This is a genomic window from Nocardioides sp. R-C-SC26 (genome assembly GCF_021246465.1).
In the GTDB taxonomy this organism is placed as follows: Bacteria; Actinomycetota; Actinomycetes; order Propionibacteriales; family Nocardioidaceae; genus Nocardioides.
Map to the genome: position 1 here is coordinate 62,550 of NZ_JAHRHK010000014.1, position 21,064 is coordinate 83,613.

Annotated in this window: 22 protein-coding genes; 18 read left to right on the forward strand and 4 right to left on the reverse strand. The window is 70.2% G+C overall.

Annotation, left to right across the window (positions count from 1 at the left end):
• Nucleotides 1–3 precede the first annotated feature (3 nt).
• Entirely contained in the window at nucleotides 4–990 is a 987-nt protein-coding gene (gene hemB, locus KSO97_RS13335) for a porphobilinogen synthase (RefSeq protein WP_232679669.1), read from the forward strand.
• 51 nt (nucleotides 991–1,041) lie between these two features.
• Here the strand turns inward: hemB and KSO97_RS13340 are convergent, their stop codons facing one another.
• Nucleotides 1,042–2,325, reverse strand: a complete 1,284-nt coding sequence (locus KSO97_RS13340; protein ID WP_232679671.1) for a lytic murein transglycosylase — start codon at nucleotides 2,323–2,325, stop codon at nucleotides 1,042–1,044.
• Nucleotides 2,326–2,678: 353 nt separating this feature from the next.
• Between KSO97_RS13340 and hemL the strand changes: the two genes are divergently transcribed.
• The 16 genes from hemL (at nucleotide 2,679) to KSO97_RS13420 (ending at nucleotide 17,734) form a co-directional block, all read left to right on the forward strand.
• The gene (gene hemL, locus KSO97_RS13345) at nucleotides 2,679–3,962 is read left to right on the forward strand and encodes a glutamate-1-semialdehyde 2,1-aminomutase (protein ID WP_232679790.1); all 1,284 of its coding nucleotides are present in this window, start codon (nucleotides 2,679–2,681) and stop codon (nucleotides 3,960–3,962) included.
• Nucleotides 3,962–4,669 (forward strand): histidine phosphatase family protein, encoded by a 708-nt coding sequence (locus KSO97_RS13350; RefSeq protein WP_232679673.1) that lies wholly within the window; start codon nucleotides 3,962–3,964, stop codon nucleotides 4,667–4,669. Before hemL ends, KSO97_RS13350 begins: the two co-directional genes overlap by 1 nt.
• A complete protein-coding gene (locus KSO97_RS13355; protein WP_232679675.1) occupies nucleotides 4,666–5,280 on the forward strand; it encodes a TlpA disulfide reductase family protein in 615 nt (204 codons plus the stop codon). The genes KSO97_RS13350 and KSO97_RS13355 overlap by 4 nt, the downstream gene beginning before the upstream one ends.
• On the forward strand, nucleotides 5,273–6,034 hold the full coding sequence (locus KSO97_RS13360; protein WP_232679677.1) for a cytochrome c biogenesis CcdA family protein: 762 nt from the start codon (nucleotides 5,273–5,275) through the stop codon (nucleotides 6,032–6,034). Before KSO97_RS13355 ends, KSO97_RS13360 begins: the two co-directional genes overlap by 8 nt.
• On the forward strand, nucleotides 6,031–7,695 hold the full coding sequence (locus tag KSO97_RS13365) for a cytochrome c biogenesis protein ResB (RefSeq protein ID WP_232679679.1): 1,665 nt from the start codon (nucleotides 6,031–6,033) through the stop codon (nucleotides 7,693–7,695). Before KSO97_RS13360 ends, KSO97_RS13365 begins: the two co-directional genes overlap by 4 nt.
• A 10-nt stretch (nucleotides 7,696–7,705) precedes the next feature.
• Nucleotides 7,706–8,728, forward strand: a complete 1,023-nt coding sequence (gene ccsB, locus KSO97_RS13370) for a c-type cytochrome biogenesis protein CcsB (RefSeq protein WP_232679681.1) — start codon at nucleotides 7,706–7,708, stop codon at nucleotides 8,726–8,728.
• Between the two features lie 6 nt (nucleotides 8,729–8,734).
• Nucleotides 8,735–11,122 carry an ATP-binding cassette domain-containing protein gene (locus tag KSO97_RS13375; protein ID WP_232679683.1) on the forward strand — a complete coding sequence of 796 codons (2,388 nt, stop codon included), beginning with the start codon at nucleotides 8,735–8,737 and terminating at the stop codon, nucleotides 11,120–11,122.
• 55 nt (nucleotides 11,123–11,177) lie between these two features.
• The gene (locus KSO97_RS13380) at nucleotides 11,178–12,233 is read left to right on the forward strand and encodes an LLM class flavin-dependent oxidoreductase (RefSeq protein ID WP_232679685.1); all 1,056 of its coding nucleotides are present in this window, start codon (nucleotides 11,178–11,180) and stop codon (nucleotides 12,231–12,233) included.
• A 268-nt stretch (nucleotides 12,234–12,501) separates the two neighbouring features.
• Nucleotides 12,502–12,723 carry a translation initiation factor IF-1 gene (infA, locus tag KSO97_RS13385; RefSeq protein ID WP_232679687.1) on the forward strand — a complete coding sequence of 74 codons (222 nt, stop codon included), beginning with the start codon at nucleotides 12,502–12,504 and terminating at the stop codon, nucleotides 12,721–12,723.
• A gap of 61 nt (nucleotides 12,724–12,784) precedes the next feature.
• The gene (rpmJ, locus tag KSO97_RS13390; RefSeq protein ID WP_004008316.1) at nucleotides 12,785–12,898 is read left to right on the forward strand and encodes a 50S ribosomal protein L36; all 114 of its coding nucleotides are present in this window, start codon (nucleotides 12,785–12,787) and stop codon (nucleotides 12,896–12,898) included.
• 285 nt (nucleotides 12,899–13,183) lie between these two features.
• A complete protein-coding gene (gene rpsM, locus KSO97_RS13395; protein ID WP_232679689.1) occupies nucleotides 13,184–13,561 on the forward strand; it encodes a 30S ribosomal protein S13 in 378 nt (125 codons plus the stop codon).
• A gap of 100 nt (nucleotides 13,562–13,661) precedes the next feature.
• Nucleotides 13,662–14,066, forward strand: coding sequence for a 30S ribosomal protein S11 (gene rpsK, locus KSO97_RS13400; protein WP_139982931.1), 405 nt, complete (start codon nucleotides 13,662–13,664; stop codon nucleotides 14,064–14,066).
• Between the two features lie 34 nt (nucleotides 14,067–14,100).
• Nucleotides 14,101–14,709, forward strand: a complete 609-nt coding sequence (gene rpsD, locus KSO97_RS13405; RefSeq protein WP_232679692.1) for a 30S ribosomal protein S4 — start codon at nucleotides 14,101–14,103, stop codon at nucleotides 14,707–14,709.
• 119 nt (nucleotides 14,710–14,828) lie between these two features.
• A complete protein-coding gene (locus tag KSO97_RS13410) occupies nucleotides 14,829–15,845 on the forward strand; it encodes a DNA-directed RNA polymerase subunit alpha (RefSeq protein WP_232679694.1) in 1,017 nt (338 codons plus the stop codon).
• Nucleotides 15,846–15,984: 139 nt separating this feature from the next.
• Nucleotides 15,985–16,581, forward strand: coding sequence for a 50S ribosomal protein L17 (gene rplQ, locus KSO97_RS13415; RefSeq protein ID WP_232679696.1), 597 nt, complete (start codon nucleotides 15,985–15,987; stop codon nucleotides 16,579–16,581).
• 151 nt (nucleotides 16,582–16,732) lie between these two features.
• On the forward strand, nucleotides 16,733–17,734 hold the full coding sequence (locus KSO97_RS13420; protein WP_232679698.1) for a 4-hydroxy-3-methylbut-2-enyl diphosphate reductase: 1,002 nt from the start codon (nucleotides 16,733–16,735) through the stop codon (nucleotides 17,732–17,734).
• A 42-nt stretch (nucleotides 17,735–17,776) separates the two neighbouring features.
• On the opposite strand, the gene KSO97_RS13425 is transcribed toward KSO97_RS13420, so the two are convergent.
• The gene (locus KSO97_RS13425; RefSeq protein ID WP_232679700.1) at nucleotides 17,777–18,742 is read right to left on the reverse strand and encodes a glycosyltransferase family 2 protein; all 966 of its coding nucleotides are present in this window, start codon (nucleotides 18,740–18,742) and stop codon (nucleotides 17,777–17,779) included.
• 80 nt (nucleotides 18,743–18,822) lie between these two features.
• On the opposite strand from KSO97_RS13425, the gene KSO97_RS13430 reads away from it, so the two are divergent.
• Entirely contained in the window at nucleotides 18,823–19,443 is a 621-nt protein-coding gene (locus tag KSO97_RS13430; RefSeq protein WP_232679702.1) for an L-threonylcarbamoyladenylate synthase, read from the forward strand.
• On the opposite strand, the gene KSO97_RS13435 is transcribed toward KSO97_RS13430, so the two are convergent.
• Both KSO97_RS13435 and KSO97_RS13440 read right to left on the reverse strand, forming a co-directional pair.
• Nucleotides 19,406–19,849, reverse strand: coding sequence for a DUF6542 domain-containing protein (locus KSO97_RS13435; protein WP_232679704.1), 444 nt, complete (start codon nucleotides 19,847–19,849; stop codon nucleotides 19,406–19,408). The genes KSO97_RS13430 and KSO97_RS13435 overlap by 38 nt on opposite strands.
• Nucleotides 19,850–19,874: 25 nt before the next feature.
• Nucleotides 19,875–20,987, reverse strand: a complete 1,113-nt coding sequence (locus KSO97_RS13440; RefSeq protein WP_232679706.1) for a DNA recombination protein RmuC — start codon at nucleotides 20,985–20,987, stop codon at nucleotides 19,875–19,877.
• Nucleotides 20,988–21,064 lie beyond the last annotated feature (77 nt).

A 21,064-nucleotide genomic window follows, 5' to 3' on the forward strand; every position in this document is an offset into this window, starting at 1 on the left:
CCGATGACTCCAGGTCCGCTGCATCGCCCGCGCCGACTCCGCTCGACGCGGGCGATGCGCGACCTCGTCGCCGAGACCTCCCTGGAGGCGCGCCAGCTCATCCTGCCCGTCTTCGTGCGCGAGGGGCTCGACGCGCCGCACCCGATCGGGTCGATGCCGGGCGTCGTCCAGCACACCCGCGACTCCCTCCGCGCCGCCGCTGTCGAGGCGGCCGGTCTCGGCCTGGGCGGACTCATGCTCTTCGGCGTGCCGGAGCGCAAGGACGCCGTCGGCTCGGGCGCGATCGACCCCGACGGGATCCTCAACGCCGCGATCCGCGACGTCGTCGGCGAGATCGGCGACGCGATCCCCGTGATGGCCGATCTGTGCCTCGACGAGTTCACCGATCACGGCCACTGCGGCGTGCTCGACGAGCGTGGCGGCGTCGACAACGACGCGACGCTCGCCGTCTACGCCGAGATGGCGCGTGCGCAGGCCGCGGCCGGCGTCCACGTCGTCGGGCCGAGCGGCATGATGGACGGCCAGGTGGCCGTCGTCCGCGAGGCACTCGATGCCGACGGGCGCTCCGACGTCGCGATCCTGGCGTACTCGGCGAAGTACGCCTCCGCCTTCTACGGGCCGGTCCGCGAGGCCGTCGACTCCTCGCTCGTGGGTGATCGACGCACGTACCAGCAGGACGCTCGCAACGGCCGGGAGGGCGTTCGCGAGGCCCTGCTCGACGTCGAGCAGGGCGCCGACATCGTGATGATCAAACCGGCCCTGGCCTACCTCGACGTCATCGCCCGGGTGCGCGACGCCGTCGCCGTGCCGGTGGCGGCGTACAACATCTCCGGTGAGTACGCGATGGTCGAGGCCGCTGCGGCCAACGGCTGGATCGACCGTGAGGCGGCCATCGTGGAGACCCTCACCTCGATCCGTCGTGCCGGCGCCGACGTCGTGCTCACCTACTGGGCGGCCGAGGCCGCCCGCCTCCTCCGCTCCCGGCGTTGACCCGTCTCTACTTGAAGACGGGTCAACGCCCCCCGCGGCGCAGCGCGGAGGTCAGTCCTTGGTGGCGGTGCCGGTGTAGTCGGCGATGCAGACGTCGAACTTGTCGCCGGCCTTGAACGGGTTGTCGATCAGGCCCTCGAGGGTGCACTGCACCAGCGCCTGGGTCAGCGTCAGCACGTCGTCGACGGGCTTGATCGTGGTCTGCGGCAGCGGCGGCAGGCTGACCTGGGGCAGGCCCGGCACGATCTCGGGGAGGGTGATCCCCTTCGGCTTGTCCTGCGGCTCCGGGGTCGGTTCCGCGGTGGGCTCCGTGGTCGGGTCGTCCGTCGGCTCCGGGGTCGGCTCCTCGGTGCTCTCCTCGTCGGCGCCGTCGCGGTTCTTGCGTCCCTTGCGGTCATCGGCGAACGCGGGCGTCATCGCGGGCGTGAGGTAGCCGGCGGCGACCGTGGAGTCGGGCACCGCGGTGTAGTCGCCGGCCAGGTAGGCGTTCATGACGCCGAGCACGAGGTCGACGTAGCTGGTGGAGTGGTTGTAGCGGAACACCGCCGAGCGCTGGCCGTCGATGGTCGACAGGTCGCCGTCGCCCGAGCAGAGGTAGACCGCCGAGGCGAGCGCGGCGTCGTCGATGTCCTGCGGGTTGCGCACGCCGTCGTTGTCGGCGTCGACGCCGACCGCGGCCCAGGTCGAGGGGATGAACTGCATCGGGCCGACGGCGCGGTCGAAGGCCGTGTCGCCGTCGTACTGCCCGGCGTCGGTGTCGACGATGCGCGAGGTGCCGTTGGTGCCGTCGAGGGCGATACCCAGGATCGGCGGCGTGGCGACGCCGTCGCTGTCGAGCGCGGAGCCGCCGTAGCGGCCGTGGTCGGACTCGATGCGGCCGATGGCGGCGAGCAGCTGCCAGGAGAGGTTGCAGGTCGCGTCCGCGGCGTTGATGACGCTCTCCGCACGCTGGTAGGCGGCCAGCGCGGCCGAGGGGATGCCGTTGGTGGAGGCGGTCGCCACGATCTGCTGGGCGCCCGCGCCGCCGGCGCCGGAGACCGAGCCGGACTCGCCGCCCTGCGACGAGCGCGATACCGACGCAGGGGCCTCGATCGCCTCGGCGGGCACGATCTCGCCCTCGGGGAGCACCGTCGGGCTCTCGCCAGGTCCGTCGGCCGAGACCGACGGCGAGCCGGCCGAGGCCAGGGACGCCGTCCACGCGGCCGAGAGCAGCGCGATCGGGACCGCGACGGCGGTCTTCTTCGCCCGACCGATCCGCACGGACCGGACGGCCCGGGCGTCGCTGGCGGTCTGCTGGTCGGCCGGTCCGGGCCTGCGTGCTCGCTTGCGCGACATCGTCGTCACTCCTGCTCGGTGCTTCACACCCGGTCTCCCTTCCCCATCGACCGGGTATTGATGCGACAACGCCCGAACTCCGCTCCTGGTTACGCCGTAACCGAAGATCGATGTGATGGGCGACACGTCGCCCGGGCAGTATGTCGCGCTGTCGTGCTTCTCCGCATCGAATCGTCCGTCGGTTGGTCACCGTGAGGCATTTCGGTCTCCCAGCGTCGCCCGGACGGCCCGGGTTCGGCCCACGACCGGGCGTCGCGGACAATGGAGCGGTGACGTCGACGTCCCCGCCCGCCAGGCCGGCCACCGATCCATCGGGGCAGCCGGACGCCGTGTCGGTCACGGCGTCGGCAGCGATGTTCGATCGCGCGCTCGCGGTGATCCCGGGCGGCGTCAGCAGTCCGGTGCGCGCCTTCAACGCCGTCGGCGGCACCCCTCGGTTCTTCGCCTCGGCCCGGGGGGCCTGGCTGACCGACGTCGACGGCAACGACTACGTCGATCTGGTCTGCTCGTGGGGGCCGATGCTGCTCGGGCACGCGCACCCCGAGGTCCAGGCCGCGGTTCAGGACGCCGTCGCGCGCGGGACGTCCTTCGGCGCACCGACCGTGCCCGAGGTGGAGCTTGCCGAGGAGATCGTGGCCCGGACGCCGGTCGAGCAGGTGCGTTTCGTCTCCTCGGGTACCGAGGCCACCATGTCGGCCATCCGGCTGGCGCGCGGCGTCACCGGCCGCGACGTCGTGGTCAAGTTCGCCGGCTGCTACCACGGCCACGCCGACGCCCTGCTCGCCTCGGCAGGCTCGGGTCTCCTGACGTCCGCGGTGCCCGGGACGCCGGGCGTCCCGACGTCCTCGACCGAGCTGACGATCGTGCTGCCCTACAACGACCGCGCCGCGGTCGAGGCGACGTTCGCCGAGCACGGCGACCGGATCGCGTGCCTGATCACCGAGGCTGCGCCCGGCAACATGGGTGTCGTCCCGCCCGAGCCGGGCTTCAACGCCTTCCTCGCCGAGATCTGCCGGCGCCACGGTGCGCTCTTCGTCAGCGACGAGGTGATGACCGGGTTCCGGGCGAGCCGGCAAGGTCAGTGGGGCCTGGACGGCGCGCGCGAGGGCTGGGTCCCGGACCTGATGACCTTCGGCAAGGTGATGGGCGGCGGGTTGCCGGCCGCGGCGTTCGGCGGCAGCGCGGACGTGATGGGACACCTCTCGCCGTCCGGGCCCGTCTACCAGGCCGGCACCCTCTCGGGGAATCCGGTGGCGACGACGGCGGGCCTGGCCACGCTGCGGCTGGCCACCGACGAGGTCTACGCGCACCTGGACGCCGTCGCCGACACGATCAGGACGGCCGCGTCCGACGCCTTGGACGGGGCCGGCGTCGCCCACCGGGTGCAGTGCACCGGCACGATGTTCTCGATCTTCTTCAGCGACACCCCGGCGCGTGACTTCGCCACCGCCTCGACCACCGACGTCGCCGCGTACGCCGCGTTCTTCCACGCCATGCTCGACGGCGGCGTCTACCTGCCGCCGTCGGCCTACGAGGCGTGGTTCGTCTCGGCCGCCCATGACGATCGCGCCGTCCAGACGGTGCTCGACGCGCTCCCTGCGGCCGCCCGTGCCGCTGCCCACGCCCAGGAGGCCTGATGTCGTCCGACGCAGCACCGACGGGGCCCGCGGCTCCGGCCGAGACGATCGTGCACCTGCTCCGTCACGGCGAGGTGCACAACCCCGACGGCGTCCTCTACGGGCGTCGCGACGGATTCCACCTCTCCGAGCTCGGGCAGCGCATGGCCCAGCGGGTGGCCGACATGATCGGCGACCGCGACATCGTGCACCTGGTCTCCTCTCCGCTCGAGCGGGCCCAGGAGACCGCAGCGCCGCTCGCCGCCGTCCGCGGCCTGACGCCCGTGCTCGACGATCGGGTGCTGGAGTCGATCAACAAGTTCGAGGGCCTCACGTTCGGCAAGGGCCGCAACGCACTGAAGAGCCCGTCGACCTGGCGTCACCTCTACAACCCCTTCAAGCCGTCCTGGGGTGAGCCGTACAAGGTGATCGCCGAGCGCATGATGGCCGCCGTCCACGACGCGCGCGTGGCAGCGACCGGGCACGAGGCCGTCGTCGTCAGCCACCAACTGCCGATCTGGACGACGCGGCTGCACGCCGAGGGCCGCTCGTTCCTGCACGACCCACGCAAGCGTCAGTGCACGCTCTGCTCGGTCACCTCCTTCCACTTCGACGACGACCGCCTGGTGCGAGTGACCTACAGCGAGCCGGCGGGCGATCTGATCCCGGTCGCCGACCGCAAGGCGCCGTTCTCGGCCGGCGGTGCGCCCGAGGAGAAGCGGCCGTGACCGGCCGGCGCGGGCCGCGTCGTGGGAGCCTGATCGCCGGTGCCGCCGTCGTGGTGTCGGTGGCACTGACCGGCTGCAGCGGACTGCAGGGCACCGAGGACGCGAACTTCGTCACCGGCGCCGGTTCGATCGTGCCGATCCCGGAGAGCGAGCGCCCCGCGCCCCTGGACTTCACCGGGACGAGCCTGGGCGACGAGCCGATCGACGTCACCGACTACCGCGGCGAGGTCGTGGTGGTGAACTTCTGGGGCTCGTGGTGCAACCCGTGCCGCGCGGAGATGCCGATGCTTCGCGAGGCGTCGGAGAACCTCGACGCCGAGTTCCTCGGCGTGCTGGTGCGCGATGAGTCCGCGGACGATGCACGCGCCTTCGAGCGTGAGTTCGGCATCACCTATCCCACCATCGCCGACAGCACCGACGCGCTTCTCAACCTCGGCCGCTACGCCCCGCAGTCGCCGCCGTCCACGGTCGTGCTCGACCGCGAGGGACGTGTCGCGGTGCTCATCAACGGCGAGATCCCGAGCGCGGGCACGCTGGAGGACGTCATCACCGATGTGATCGCCGAGTCGTCGGAATCGCCGGAGTCGGGTGATGGAGGTACCGGTGGGTGAGTGGTTCGGCAATCAGGCCGCGGCGGGGCCGCTCGCGCTCGCTCTGCCTGTCGCCGCCGTCGCCGGCCTGGTGTCCTTCTTCAGCCCGTGCGTGATCCCGCTGCTTCCCGGCTACCTCTCCTACGCCACTGGCCTCTCCGGCGCCGAACTCGCTCGCGGCGAGGCCGCTCAGCGGCGTGGCCGGATGCTGCTGGGCTCGATCTTCTTCGTGCTCGGCTTCGCGACCGTCTTCGTGCTGATCGCCGCGGCGTTGGGCGGAGCGGGCGCCTGGTTGTCGGCCTACCAGTCCGAGATCGTCCGCGGAATGGGCGTGGTGCTCATCGTGCTCGGTCTGGTGTTCGCAGGAGCCGTTCCGTGGCTGCAGCGTGAGTGGCGCATCCACCGGGTGCCGGCTGTCGGACTGGGCGCCGCGCCCCTGGTCGGAGCGCTGTTCGCGATCGGCTGGACGCCGTGCGTCGGGCCGACCTACGGCGTGATCATCGGCCTGACCTACACCGACGCGACCGCGGCACGGGGCGCCGTCCTGGCAGCGGCATACGCACTCGGTCTCGGTGTCCCGTTCATCCTGGCCGGGTTGTTCTACACGCGCGCGCTCGCCGCGTCCCGCTGGATCCGTCAGCGCCAGGCCCTGGTGATGCGTCTCGGCGGCGCGATGATGATCGTGATCGGACTTCTGATGGTCAGTGGCTTCTGGGATTTCGTGACCCAGTGGATGCAACGGCAGCTCGTCGACGGATTCGAGGTGTCGGTGTGAGCCGAGAGCCGATGACGACGTCGGGTCCGACGCCGGACACCGGAGACGTCGCCGAGCGGAGGGCCGGCGAACTGAACGCGCGCGAGCTCGTGCGCTGGGTGTGGCGCCAGGTCACCTCGATGCGGACGGCGCTCATCCTGCTGCTCCTCCTCGCCCTCGCCGCCGTCCCGGGGTCGGTGATTCCCCAGTCCGGCGTCGATGCCCTCGAGGTGTCCCAGTGGAAGAGCGACCACCCCGACCTCGCGCCGATCTACGAGAAGCTCGGCCTGTTCTCGGTCTACGACTCGCCGTGGTTCGCCGCGATCTACCTGCTGCTGATGATCTCGCTCGTCGGCTGCATCGTGCCGCGCACCGCGGTCTACGCCCGGGCGCTGCGGGCCGCTCCGCCGCGCGCACCGCGCAACCTCGCGCGCATGCCCGCCTACGTCACCTTCACCACCGACGAGGATGTCGAGACCGTGCTGGCGACGGCACGTCAGGTGCTGCGCACCGGCCGCGGTCCCGCGGGGACGCGGACGTGGTCGCGGCTCGGTAATCGCCACCGCCTCCGCGCCGCCGACCCGGACGAACCCGACGCCGTCTCGGCCGAGCGCGGACACCTTCGCGAGTTCGGCAACCTGGTCTTCCACGTCTCGGTGATCGTCGTGCTGATCGGGGTGGCGGTCGGATCGATGCTCGGCTACCAGGGCGGAGTGCTGCTGGTGAAGGGGCAGACCTTCACCAACACCGCGGCGTCCTACGACGACCTGGACCCCGGCTCGATGTTCGGGGCCGACGACTTCGACCCCTTCGCCTTCACCGTCGACGACTTCGACGTCACCTGGTTGACCAAGGGCAATGCAGCCGGAACGGCGCGCCAGTTCCGCGCCCCGATCAGCTACCAGGAAGGTCGCGACGGTGAGCGGCGGACCTACGACCTGCGGGTCAACCATCCGCTCACCATCGGCAACACCGACATCTTCCTGATCGGCCACGGCTATGCTCCCGTGATCACGATCCGCGACGGCAACGGCGACGTCGTCGTCAGCCGCCCGGTGGTGTTCTTGCCGCAGGACCCGTCGTTCCTGTCCTTCGGCGTCGTCAAGGCGCCGTCGGCCCGCCCGGGTCAGATCGGTCTCGACGGCCTCTTCTTCCCGACCTTCCAGCTGATCGACGGCGACCCGGTCACGGTCTGGCCCGACGACCTGAACCCGCTGATCTCGATGAGCGTCTGGACCGGCGACCTCGGGCTCGACGACGGCACGCCCGAGTCGGTCTACCTGCTCAACACCGCCAAGGCGACGCCCGTGGCGCCGACCGACGGCCGACCGTTGCGGATCGACCTGCAGCCCGGCGAGACCGTCCAGCTGCCCGACGGACTCGGCTCGGTCTCCTTCGACGGCATCGAGCCGTGGGTGCGGGTGCAGATCAGCCAGTCACCGGGCAAGTTGGTGGCGCTCGGCGGCATGATCGCAGCGCTGTTGGGTCTGTTGGGCTCGCTCTTCGTGCGCTCGCGCCGGGTGTGGGTCCGTGCCCGCCCGTCGTCGGCCGATGGCGCGGGTGCGACCATGGTGGAGATCGCCGTCCTGGACCGCTCGGGTGGCTCGGACGTGAGCGACGTGCTGAACCGCATCACCGTCGCGTTGGGTGGACCGGCGCGTGTAGAGGAGACGAACGACTGATGGGTGACCGATGAGCGACGCCGCGTGGGAGACCTTGAGCAACCAGGCCGTCGGCGCTGCCGGAGTGGTGTACTTCCTGGCCCTGATCGTGCACTTGGCCGAGTGGGCCGCACTGCGTCAGCCCGCGCGCACCGCCGCGCGGCCGACGCCGCCGCCCGCCGGCGGAGTCGCCGTGCTCACCGGTCCCGGCGGCGAGACGGCGGGCGCGACCTCCCGTCCGGACCGCGGGCACCGGATCGCGTTCCTGGGCCGCCTCGGCGTCCTGCTGACGGTGATCGCGACCAGTGCGCACCTGGTGTCGCTGGTCGGGCGCGGCATGGCCGCCGATCCGAACCGGGTGCCCTGGGGCAACATGTACGAGTTCACCCTGGCGGGCACGTTCGTCGTCTCGCTGCTCTACCTGGTGATGCTGCGCCGGTTCCGGCTGCAGTGGATGGCGCCGCTCGTGGTCGGGTTCGTCACCGCCACCTTGATGGTCGCCGTCATCTGGCTGCACGCCGAGGTGGCCCCCCTCACCGAGGCGTTGAACTCTCCGTGGTTGGTGATCCACGTCGTCTCGGCGATCATCGCCACCGGCGCCTTCACCATCGGCGGCATCCTCTCGATCGTCTTCCTCCTCAGGGAGCGTCGCGGCGCGGCCGCGAGCGGCCCGTGGGCGCGCGTTCCCTCGCCGGAGGTGCTCGACCGGACGGCGTACCGCTTCCACGCGTTCGCGTTCCCGGTCTGGACCTTCGCGGTGCTGATCACCGGTCCGATCTGGGCGCACGAGGCATGGTCGCGCTACTGGAACTGGGACCCCAAGGAGGTGTGGGCCCTGATCACCTGGGTCGTCTACGCCGCCTACCTCCACGCGCGCGCCACCGCAGGCTGGAAGGGCCGCAACGCCGCCATCCTGGCGTGCGTCGGTCTGGCGACGCTGCTCTTCAACTTCATCGGCATCAACTACTTCTCCACGAGCTCCCAGCACTCCTACGCGGCACCCGCGCAATCGAGCCAGATCGCCCCCCAGGAGGGTGCCGTCTCACTACGCTGAGCCGCGATGAACGGCAGCAGCGCGCGCCTGTGGGTGCGCACCCCAGAGGGCCCTGTCGAGTTCGACCAAGCGCGCGTGGTGGTCGGGCGCGAGCTCACCAGCGACGTGGTGGTGGCCGACCCCCGCGTATCCCGCCAACACCTGGTGCTCGAGCGGGGCGCCGCCGGGTGGACGCTGAGCGATATGAGCAGCGCGGGCACCTTCGACGTCGTCGGCACCCGGCTGCCCGAGCGCGCCGCCGTCTCGGGTTCACCGCTCGAGGTGCGCCTCGGAGCGCCGGACGGCGTGCCCTTGGCGGTGTGGTCGGTCGAGCCGGCACCCGCGCCTCCGGTGGTCGAGCAGCCTGGTGAGCAACGAGCGGGGAGTCTCGATACCTCCACCGGCCGCCCCCTCAGCGACCTGCCGTCGCAGGCGACCCCCGGACACGTCGCGCACGGCACCGTGATGGTGGCGGCAGGCGCGCCGGTGGGTGCCGCGATCACGATCGGCCGTGATCCGTCGAACGCCGTCGTGCTGGAGGACCCACTCGTCTCGCGCTTCCACGCGCGGCTCGAGGTGGGCCAGGGCGCCGGCACGGCGACGCTGCACGATCTGGCGAGCTTCAACGGCAGCTACGTCGACGGCGTCCGCGTGGCCGGTCCGGTGCCGGTCCCCGCTGGAGCGCAGGTCGGCTTCGGCAATCAGAAGTTCTCCTGGGACGGCGCTCAGCTGGTCGCCTCGGCCACAGCCCACGAGCACACGCTCTACGCCGACGGCCTCTCGGTGGTCGTGGGCGACGGCAAGCGACTGCTCGACAACCTCAACATCCAGCTCGCACCGTCGACGCTGACTGCGGTGGTGGGCCCCTCGGGGTCGGGCAAGTCGACGATGCTCGGCGCCCTCACCGGGCTGCGCCCGGCGACGCACGGTCGCGTCGTCTGGCAGGGACACGACCTCTACGAGCACTACGACCAGTTGCGGTTCCAGATCGGTCTGGTGCCCCAGCAGGACATCCAGCACCCGCAGCTCAAGGTGGGCCAGGCGCTGGGCTACGCGGCCGAGCTCCGCCTGCCGCCGGACACCACGAAGGCGGAGCGAGCTGCTCGCGTGGAGACCGTGGCGGGTCAGATGCAGCTCCAGCAGAGGCTCGCGAACCGGATCGGCACCCAGCTCTCCGGAGGTCAGAAGAAGCGCGTCTCGATCGCCACCGAACTGCTGACGGCGCCCCCGCTGCTCTTCCTCGACGAGCCGACGTCGGGCCTGGACCCCGGCCTGGACCTCGAGGTGATGAAGCAGCTCCGGACCCTCGCCGACGAGGGCCGCGTGGTCGTGGTGGTGACGCACTCGGTGCTGGCTCTGCACGTGTGCGACAACGTGATGGTGCTGGCGCCGGGCGGCAAGGTCGCTTACTTCGGCCCTCCTGACGGCGTGCTGGCGCACTTCGGCGTGCAGAGCTATCCCGAGGTCTTCGACCTGCTCGACGACGCCGACCTGTGGCAGCGCATCCCGGAGCACGCCGACACCGTCGACACCCGGCACCTGGCGCCGGTCACGGCTTCCGCGCCCGAGCCCCCGCATCAGTCCTTTGCCAAACAGCTCTCCACGATGGTGCGCCGCAACATCGCGGTCGTGCGCTCGGACCGGCTCCTGCTGACCATGCTCCTGCTCCTCCCGGTGGTGTTGGGCGGGTTGAGTCGGATCGTGCCGGGGAGCAACGGACTCTCACTCGACGCCACCGCGCGCCCGGGCCCCCAAGGCCTCCTCTTCAACCCCGAGGAGTCCACGCAGCGTCTGATCGTGCTGATCGTCGCGGCGTGCCTGATGGGTACGGCGATCTCGATCCGGGAGCTGATCGGGGAGCGGCCGATCTTCCAGCGCGAGTACGCCGTCGGGCTCTCGCCGACGGTCTACTTCGCCAGCAAGATCCTCGTGCTCGGCGCCGCGGCGTTCGTGCAGGGGCTGCTCGTCACGTGGATCGCGACGGTGGGTCTCCCCGGTGCGGACGGCAGCGCTGGGACGGTTCGGGTAGCCGTCGCCATCGGCGTGCTCTCGTTCACGATGACCGCGGTCGGACTGTGTCTCTCCGCGATCGTCACGAGTTCGGAGCAGACCATGCCGGCGCTCGTCGGCATGATCATGGTGCAGTTGGTGCTCTCGGGGTCGTTGTTCGCCGTCGCGGGTCGACCGCTCCTGGAGCAGGTGGCCTGGCTCGCGCCGTCGCGGTGGGCGTACGGCGCCGCCGCCTCGGCGATGGGACTGACCCGCACCACCAAGCCGGGGGAGGACGAGGACTGGATCGCCCTGCCCGGCGCCGGCCACTACGTCATGGACCTCGCGCTGCTCGGCGGCCTGTGCGTGCTCGCGGTCGTCGCCGGTCTCCTGCTCGTGCGCCGCAGCGCCACGTCGTCGGATTGACGTCGAAGCCCGGGCCCGTGGAATGGAGCAGAGCCTGGCGAGGTTGATCCGGGCGATGACCCTTCCTGCGCTCTCCGTCCTCGACCTCGTCCCCGTCCGCGGCGACCAGACGACGTCCCACGCCCTCGCGGCCTCGCTCGGCGTCGCCCGGGTGGCCGACGACCTCGGCTACCGGCGCTACTGGGTCGCCGAGCACCACAACATGCCCGCCGTCGCGGCAACCAACCCGCCGGTGTTGATCGCGATGATCGCCGGAGCGACGTCACGTCTGCGGGTCGGCAGCGGGGGAGTGATGCTCCCCAACCACGCTCCGCTCGTGGTCGCCGAACAGTTCGCCCTGCTGGAGGCGGCTTTCCCGGGCCGGATCGACCTGGGCATCGGTCGGGCCCCGGGTACCGATCCCGTGACGAGCTGGGCGCTGCGGCACGGCGCTGGCGGGGTCAGCGAGGAGGCCGTCGAGCGATTCCCCGAGTACGTCGACAACGTGCTTGCGATGATGTCGCCGGCCGGAGTCGGCCTCCAGCTGCGTGGTCGTGTGCACACCTTGGCGGCGACTCCGCAGGCGCGCAGCGTGCCGCAGATCTGGCTGCTCGGCTCGTCGGACTACTCCGCGCGATTGGCGGCCGAGAAGGGCATGCCCTACGTCTTCGCCCACCACTTCTCCGGGTCCGGTACCGCCGAGGCGCTGGAGCTGTACCGCTCGCGCTTCCAGCCGTCCGAGGCGCTCGCCGAACCCCGCACGTTCTTGACGGTCAACGCGAGCGTCGCCGAGACGGCGTCCCAGGCGCGGCGGTTGGCCGAGCCGCAGCTGCACCAGATGCTGGCCCTGCGCAGTGGCCAGCCGCTGACGGCACTGCCTGCGGTCGAGGACGCCGAGGCACGCGAGCTGAGTGCCCAGCAGCGCGAGCTGGTCGAGGCGATGGCCTCGCGCTGGGTGATCGGCGACCCCGAGAGTTCCCGGGCGCAGATCGCCGAGCTCGCCGCGCGCTACGACGTCGACGAGGTGATGGTGCATCCGGTGGCCGGTGCGGTCGAGGGCACCAAGCCCGATGCGTCGCCGGCACGGGAGGACACGCTGCGACTCCTGGTGGAGGGGGCGGCTGCCGCGTGAGGCGCCGGAGAGGTCCCCGTGGCTCCGATTCGTACTTCCGCAGTCGGTGCGCCTAGACTGATCCGTCGGCCCAACATGGGTCTGTTTCGTGTTGCCTCGCGGCTGCCCGGATCGCTCGGTCGCCACCCTCGCTCCTCCAGCGTGGGTCGCGAGCGGCGCGCGCTGGGAATGAGGCGGATGGAACGGCCACATGAGGTCCACGTCGTCCGCCGGACGGCGAGGTTCCCGGGTCGGACGGTAGACGAACCAGCGAGCGAATTGTGAGGACATGCCGAAGAAAGAAGGCGTGATCGAGATGGAGGGCACCGTTGTGGAAGCCCTCCCCAATGCCATGTTCCGTGTGGAGCTCAGCAACGGGCACAAGGTTCTCGCCCACATCAGCGGCAAGATGCGCCAGCACTACATCCGGATCCTCCCCGAGGACCGGGTCGTGGTGGAGCTGTCGCCCTACGACCTCACGCGCGGTCGCATCGTCTACCGCTACAAGTGAGCCGCCGGCTCGCTTCTGCTGAACCACTCAGCGCCAGCCGATTGAAGAAAGGTCCTTCGAGATGAAGGTCAACCCGAGCGTCAAGCCGATCTGTGACAAGTGCAAGGTGATCCGTCGCCACGGCCGCGTCATGGTGATCTGCGAGAACCCGCGCCACAAGCAGCGTCAAGGCTGAAGCCACGCGCGACGAAGGAGCGCGGGGCGTCTCAGCCGCAGGTTGAGTAAGCCCTCCGGCCGAGCTTGCGAGGCCGGAACGGGCGCATCGAAACCCGGTGAGCCGACAGGCAACCTGGGCTACAACGCCCGAACCAGAGTTCAACAACTGAATACCCATCACCGCGATCGCTAGGCGGGTCCCACGGGATACCGCCGAATCACCTCCGGAGCAGACGGCCGGAGCTGGGCACAGACCCGGGTGCATCGCGGACGACACCGCTGCAGTTCCACGAAAGGCCATCACATGGCACGCCTCGTCGGCGTCGACCTCCCGCGCGACAAGCGCGTCGAGATCGCGCTCACCTACATCTACGGCATCGGCCGTACCCGCGCCCAGCAGCTCCTCGAGCTGACCGGTGTCGACCCGAGCATGCGGGTCCACCAGCTGGGTGATGAAGAGCTGGTCAAGCTCCGCGATGAGATCGAGAAGCAGGAGTTCAAGGTCGAGGGTGACCTCCGCCGCGAAGTCCAGGCCGACATCCGTCGCAAGATCGAGATCGGCAGCTACCAGGGTCGCCGCCACCGCCAGGGCCTCCCGGTCCGCGGCCAGCGCACCAAGACCAACGCGCGTACCCGCAAGGGTCCCAAGCGCACGGTTGCCGGCAAGAAGAAGGCCAAGTGATCTGACCCCGATGGTCGAGGAGGTCGCGCTGCGACCGTCTCGAGATCTCGGAGGATCACTCACCTTCCCCCTCAAGACCAGCTACTTCAGGAGATAACGCATGCCTCCCAAGGCTCGTGCGGGCGCGGCCAAGAAGGTCCGCCGCAAGGAAAAGAAGAACGTCGCTCAGGGCGAGGCCCACATCAAGAGCACGTTCAACAACACGATCGTCACGATCACCGACCCCACCGGGGCGGTCATCTCGTGGGCCTCCGCCGGCACCGTCGGCTTCAAGGGCTCGCGCAAGTCCACGCCGTACGCCGCTCAGATGGCCGCCGAGGCCGCGGGTCGTCGCGCGATGGAGCACGGCATGAAGAAGATCGACGTCTTCGTGAAGGGCCCGGGTTCGGGCCGCGAGACGGCGATCCGTTCGCTGGGTGCGATCGGCCTCGAGGTCGGCACCATCCAGGACGTCACGCCCGCCCCGCACAACGGCTGCCGCCCGCCCAAGCGCCGGCGCGTCTGAGCCCCGACGACGAGACTGAACAGGAGAACCTGACATGGCCCGTTACACCGGTCCCATGACCCGCAAGTCCCGCCGCCTGGGTGTCGACCTGGTCGGCGGCGACGCCGCCTTCGAGAAGCGCCCCTACCCGCCGGGCCAGCACGGCCGCGCGCGCGTGAAGGAGAGCGAGTACCGCACGCAGCTGCAGGAGAAGCAGAAGGCCCGCTTCACCTACGGCGTGATGGAGCGCCAGTTCTACAACTACTACGTCGAGGCTGCTCGTCGTACCGGCAAGACCGGCGACAACCTGCTCCAGCTCCTGGAGTGCCGCCTCGACAACGTGATCTACCGCGCCGGCTTCGCCCGGACGCGTCGTCACGCCCGCCAACTCGTGGTCCACGGCCACTTCCTGGTCAACGGCCGCAAGGTCGACATCCCGTCCTTCCAGGTGACGCAGTACGACATCATCGACGTGCGCGAGAAGTCGCTGGAGATGACGCCGTTCATCGTCGCCCGCGAGACCCACGGCGAGCGGATCGTTCCCGCGTGGCTCGAGGCGGCCCCGTCGCGGATGCGGACCCTGGTCCACCAGGTTCCCGTGCGTGCGCAGACCGAGATGCCGATCCAAGAGCAGCTCATCGTCGAGTACTACTCGAAGAAGTGATCTCCGCGGGCGTCGCCCCGGCCCACGGGCCGAGGCGGCGTCCGCACCGCTCCACCTTCCTTCCCACTCAGAAGTTCGGGCCCCTCATATAGCGGTCGGGTCCGGAAAGGAAAGAAACAGTGCTTATCGCACAGCGTCCCGCCCTGCACGAGGAGTCCGTCGACGAGTTCCGCTCGCGGTTCGTCATCGAGCCTCTCGAGCCGGGCTTCGGGTACACCCTCGGCAACTCGCTCCGTCGCACCCTGCTCAGCTCGATCCCCGGCGCGGCCGTCACGAGCATCAAGGTCGACTCCGTCCTGCACGAGTTCTCCACGGTGGAGGGCGTGAAGGAGGACGTCACCGAGATCATCCTCAACCTCAAGGGTCTCGTCGTCTCCTCCGAGCACGATGAGCCGGTCACGATGTACTTGCGCAAGTCCGGTGCCGGTGACGTCACCGCTGCCGACATCGCGCCGCCCGCCGGCGTCGAGGTGCACAACCCCGACCTGAAGATCGCCACCCTGTCCGACAAGGGCAAGCTGGAGATGGAGCTCGTCGTCGAGCGCGGCCGTGGCTACGTCTCGGCCGTGCAGAACAAGGGCGCGGACAACGAGATCGGCCGCATGCCGGTCGACTCGATCTACAGCCCCGTGCTGAAGGTGACCTACAAGGTCGAGGCGACCCGTGTCGAGCAGCGCACCGACTTCGACAAGCTCGTCATCGACGTCGAGACCAAGCCCTCGATCCTGCCGCGCGACGCCATCGCCTCGGCCGGTAAGACGCTGGTCGAGCTGTTCGGTCTCGCTCGCGAGCTCAATGTCGAGGCCGAGGGCATCGACATCGGCCCGTCGCCGGTCGACGAGCAGCTCGCCGCCGACCTCGCCCTCCCGGTCGAGGACCTGCAGCTGACCGTCCGCTCCTACAACTGCCTCAAGCGCGAGGGCATCCACACCGTGGGTGAGCTCATCAGCCGCTCGGAGCAGGACCTGCTCGACATCCGCAACTTCGGCGCGAAGTCGATCGACGAGGTCAAGGCCAAGCTGGTCGAGATGGGCCTCTCGCTCAAGGACTCCGCACCGGGCTTCGACCCGCACGCCGCCCTCGCCGCCTACGGCGATGACGACGACGATGCCTTCGTCGAGGACGAGCAGTACTGATCCACACGTTGCCCCGTCTTTGTCTGAAGACGGGTCGACACCAGCAAGGGCGTTGACCCGTCTTTACCTGAAGACGGGTCAACGCACAGCAACCCGCTACCTCGGTACCTGACACGGCCGAGGAGAATCGAGAGAAGCAATGCCTACTCCCAAGAAGGGTTACCGCCTCGGCGGTAGCGCCTCGCACCAGCGCCTGATCCTGGCGAACCTGGCCACCCAGCTCTTCGAGCACGGCCGAATCACCACCACCGAGGCCAAGGCACGGGTGCTGCGGCCCTACGCCGAGAAGCTGATCACCAAGGCACGCAAGGCGCACGCGGGCGAGAACCCGCTGCACCAGCGGCGCGAGGTGCTCAAGGTCATCCGCGACAAGGGCGTCGTCCACGTGCTCTTCACCGAGATCGGTCCCGGCTTCGCCGAGCGTCCCGGTGGCTACACGCGGATCACCAAGATCGGTCCCCGCAAGGGCGACAACGCGCCCATGGCTGTGATCGAGCTCGTCACCGAGGCCTACAGCCCCAAGCCCGCGTCGGCCAAGCCCGCCAAGGCTGCGCCGGCTCCGGCTGCCGAGGAGGCTCCGGCCGAGGACGTCGTCGAGGATACCCCCGCGGTCGAGTCCGACGTCGACACCGAGGCCGAGGCGACCGAGACCCTCGAGACCGAGGCCCCCGTGGCCGAGGCCGAGGAGGTCGCGGAGGAGGCTCCCGCCGAGGCCGAGGAGGAGAAGAAGGACTGACCTCCTTCTCTCACCCGCTCCACCACGAGACCCCCCCCCCCCCTCGGCGGCGGGGGGCGCCGGTGCNGGAAACGACGAGACCCGCCGTCCAGCTGGACGGCGGGTCTCGTCGTTTCCAGGTGGGGCAGGAGCCCCTCGTAGACTGGCACCCATGACCACCGACGTCGGCATGCCGCAGATCCTCAGCCCGGAGGACGCCGAGCGAGCGGTCCTGCTCGCGGCGCCGCGCGGGTACTGCGCCGGCGTCGACCGCGCGGTGGTGACCGTGGAGAAAGCCCTGGATCTCTACGGCTCGCCTGTCTACGTCCGCAAGCAGATCGTGCACAACAAGCACGTGGTCTCCGACCTGGAGTCGCGCGGCGCGATCTTCGTCGAGGAGCTCGACGAGGTACCGCCGGGCGCGACGGTCGTCTTCTCCGCTCATGGCGTCTCGCCCGAGGTGCACCGCCAGGCCGAGTCGCGAGACCTCAAGACGATCGACGCGACCTGCCCGCTCGTCACCAAGGTGCACCACGAGGCACGTCGGTTCGCCGCCGAGGACTACGACATCCTGCTGATCGGTCACGCCGGTCACGAGGAGGTCGAGGGCACCGCCGGCGAGGCACCCGAGCACATCCAGCTCGTCGAGGGGCCTTGGGACGTCGACAAGATCGTCGTGCGTGACCCGGCTCGCGTCGCCTGGCTGTCTCAGACGACGCTCTCGGTCGACGAGACGCTCACGACCGTCGCCGCGATCCGCGAGCGCTTCCCGCTGCTGCTGGATCCGCCGTCCGACGACATCTGCTACGCCACCCAGAACCGCCAGCTCGCCGTCAAGGAGATCGCGCAGGACGCCGACCTGGTGATCGTCGTCGGGTCCGCGAACTCCTCCAACTCCGTCCGGCTGGTCGAGGTCGCCCTGGAGTCCGGTGCGAAGGCCTCCTACCGCGTCGACGACGCCACCGAGATCGACGAGTCCTGGCTCGACGGCGTCAGCACCGTGTCGGTCACCTCCGGCGCGAGCGTGCCAGAAGCGTTGGTGGACGGCGTCCTGCAGTTCCTCGCCGAGCGCGGATACCCCGAGGCGCGCGCGGTGAAGACGGCCGAGGAGACGCTGATCTTCGCCCTCCCCAAGGAGCTGCGCCGCGACCTCAAGGCCGCCGGGCGCGTCTGACCGCGCCCGCGGGAGGTTGACCCGTCTTTGGATAAAGACGGGTCAACGCGACGACGGGTCCGTCTCTGCCGATCCGCGGGCGACCAGCGCGATCGAGTAGAGCGGACGATTCTGCGTCGCGGTGTAGACCCGGCCCAGGTAGGTGCCGATGACGCCCATCATGATGAGCTGGATTCCGCCGAGCAGGAACATGCCGACGCCGAGGAACGCCCAGCCCGGAACGGCGTCCTCGGGGTTGAACACCCGCACGTAGAGCACGTAGGCGGCGACCAGCACCGCCATGAACGAGATGGCGAACCCGAGCCGGGATATCCACCGCAGCGGCGCAGTGGAGAAGCCCACGATGCCCGCACTGGCGAGGGCGACCATGCTTCGCAGCGGGTACTTGGTACGCCCCGCGTGCCGATGCTCGCGGTCGTAGAGCACCGCCTCCTGGCGGAACCCGACGTGGGCCACGATGCCGCGCAGGAACCGGTCGTGCTCGCGGTACCGGCCCACCTCGGCCACCACGCGACGATCCATCAGGCGGAAGTCTCCGACGTTGCGCGGGATCTCGATCGAGGCGACGCGGGACAGCAGCCGGTAGAAGCCCCAGGCGGTCGTGCGCTTGAACCGGGAGTCGCGCCGCGTGCGGCGTTGGGCGTAGACGACGTCGGCGCCCTGCTCCCACCGCGCGATCAGCTCCAGCGCGACGGCGGGCGGGTCCTGCAGGTCGGTGTCCATGACGACGACCGCGTCGGCTGCTCCGACGGCGCCCAGCCCCGCCGTGACGGCGATCTGGTGACCGCAGTTGCGTGAGAGGCCGAGCACGGCGACCCGGTCGTCTGCCTCGCGGAGCTCGAGCAGCAGATCGAGGGAGCCGTCGCGGCTTCCGTCGTCGACGTAGACCAGCTCGAACTCGAGGTCGGGGCGTTCGGCGATCGCCGTGGTCAGCGCGGCGTGGAACGCCGTCAAGGACTCGACCTCGTCGTAGACCGGCAGCACGAACGCGATGCGTCGTCTCGCCATCGTCGTCCTCTCGCCGGGGTGCGTCGTGGCGGTCGGAGTGACCGCTTGGTGTCCAGGGTGGAGTCTGCCAGTCTCAGGCCATGGCCCGGTTCCTCGACGTGCACCCTGACAACCCGCAGCCGCGGTTGATCGCCCAGATCGTCGAGGCCCTGCGCGACGACGCTCTGATCGCCTACCCCACCGACTCCGGCTACGCCCTCGGCAGTCGGATCGGCAATCGCGACGGCCGCGACCGGATCCTGCGTATCCGCAAGCTCGACGACAAGCACCACTTCACGCTGGTGTGCGCCGAGTTCGCCCAGTTGGGCCAGCTGGTGCACATCGACAACGCCGCGTTCCGCGCCATCCGGGCGTCGACGCCGGGCCCTTACACGTTCATCCTCCCGGCGATGCCCGAGGTGCCGAAGCGACTGCTGCACCCGAAGAAGCGCACCGTCGGCGTGCGGATCCCCGACCACGCGTTCGTCCAGGCGCTCCTCGCCGAGCTCGGCGAGCCGCTGCTCAGCAGCACGCTGATCCTGCCCGGGGAGGAGGCGCCTCGCACCATGGGGTGGGAGATCAAGGAGGAACTCGACCACGACGTCGACATCGTGATCGAGGCCGGCGAGACCTCCGATCAGCCCACGACCGTCGTCGACTGGTCTGAGGGGGCTCCGGAGGTGCTCAGGCTGGGAGCCGGTGACGCGGAGCGGTTTCTCTGAGCCGCGCCCGGAGCACGCGCTGGCGTACCGCGAGGACGCCGAGGGCGCCGAGGTAGCCGATCACCAGACCGAGGCTGTGATGGGAGAGGCCGGAGATGACGGCCTGGACGTAGCCGTCGTCCTCGCGCGCCAGCGCCGCCGTGTCGGCGGCGGCGACCAGCAGGAACGTCCCGAGCATCAGGATCGGCGGCAGGATCCCGACGGTGAAGAAGTCCCTGGTGCTGACGGCGAGTGCGAGGGCCAGGCAGGTCAGCACGAAGCCGACGTCAAAGAGTGCACTCATGCGCTGAGTGACCACGAGGTCGAGAGCCGTGAGCGTCATCGCGAGCGCGGCGGCGAGCGCGACCACGTTGCGCCCCGGCATCCGGCCCTCTTCCCAGATGGTGCGGGACGCGGGGAGGGTCATCGCGCCGCTCCGCTCACGCGCCTGCTCACACCGCCACGGTAGACGGCCCCGACGGGTCGATGGTGTCGCCTCGCCGCACAGCCGGCGCGACTGCCTGGCTGGCCACACTGCCGGGAGCGGCGAGGGGATCGTCGGTGACGCCGAGCTCGGAGAAGCGCCGCGCCTGCACCAGTACGCGTGACTCCCACGAGCCGACGGCGGCGTTGTAGTGGGTGACCGCGCCGTTCAACGAGCGTCCGAGCTGGTCGAAGTGCGCGCTCAGGGTCTGCAGTCGGCGGTGCAGCTCGCGGCCCAAGCGGTGCACCTCGGCGGTCTGGTGACTCAACCGCTCCTGGCGCCAGCCGTGCGCCACTGTGCGGAGCAACGCGATCAACGTCGACGGCGTCGCCAGCACGACGTTCCTCTCCGCGGCGTACTCCACCAACCCGGCGTCGGCCTCCAGCGCCGCCACCAGGAAGGTCTCCGAGGGCAGGAACAGGACGACGAACTCGGGCGTGCTCGCCAGCGAGCGCCAGTAGGCCTTGGCACCGAGACCGTCGATGTGGGAACGCACCTGCCGGGCGTGCCGTGCCAGATGGTGGTCGCGATCCTCCGCCTCGTCGGTCGCGGTGGCGTCGAGGAACGCGTCGAGCGGCACCTTGGCGTCGACGACGACGTGCCGCTCGCCCGCGAGCGAGACGACCAGGTCAGGGCGCCTCACGCCGTCGTCGGCCCCGACGTGCGTCGACTGCTCGGAGAAGTCGCAATGGGCGACGAGGCCGGCCAGCTCGACGGCCCGCCGCAGGTGCAGCTCGCCCCAACGCCCGCGCACCTGAGGGCGACGCAACGCGGTCGACAGCGACTGGGTCTCGCGGCGCAGCGCCTCGGTGCCCGCGCGCATGTCGAGCACCTGCTGGTGGAGCTGGCCCTGCCAGGAGACGCGCTGGTGCTCCAGGTCTCGCAGCTGATCGTGGAGCCGCTCCAGTCCCTCGCGGACGACGAGGACCTCGGCCTCGGGGTCGCGACCGTGCGCGGCGTCGGCGGCAGTCGGGTCGGGGCCGCCGCTCAGGCCGTGGCGGAGCCCGGCCAGGTAGCCGAGGGTGCCGGCGAGGCCGACGAGCAGAACGGCGATGGTGACGAGCGCGGGGGAAGCGTCCATGCCGACACTGTGCCCGTCAGCACCGACAGTCCCCGGCCTCAGTCGCCGGAGGAGCGTCAGGGTCCTCGAAGGACAGG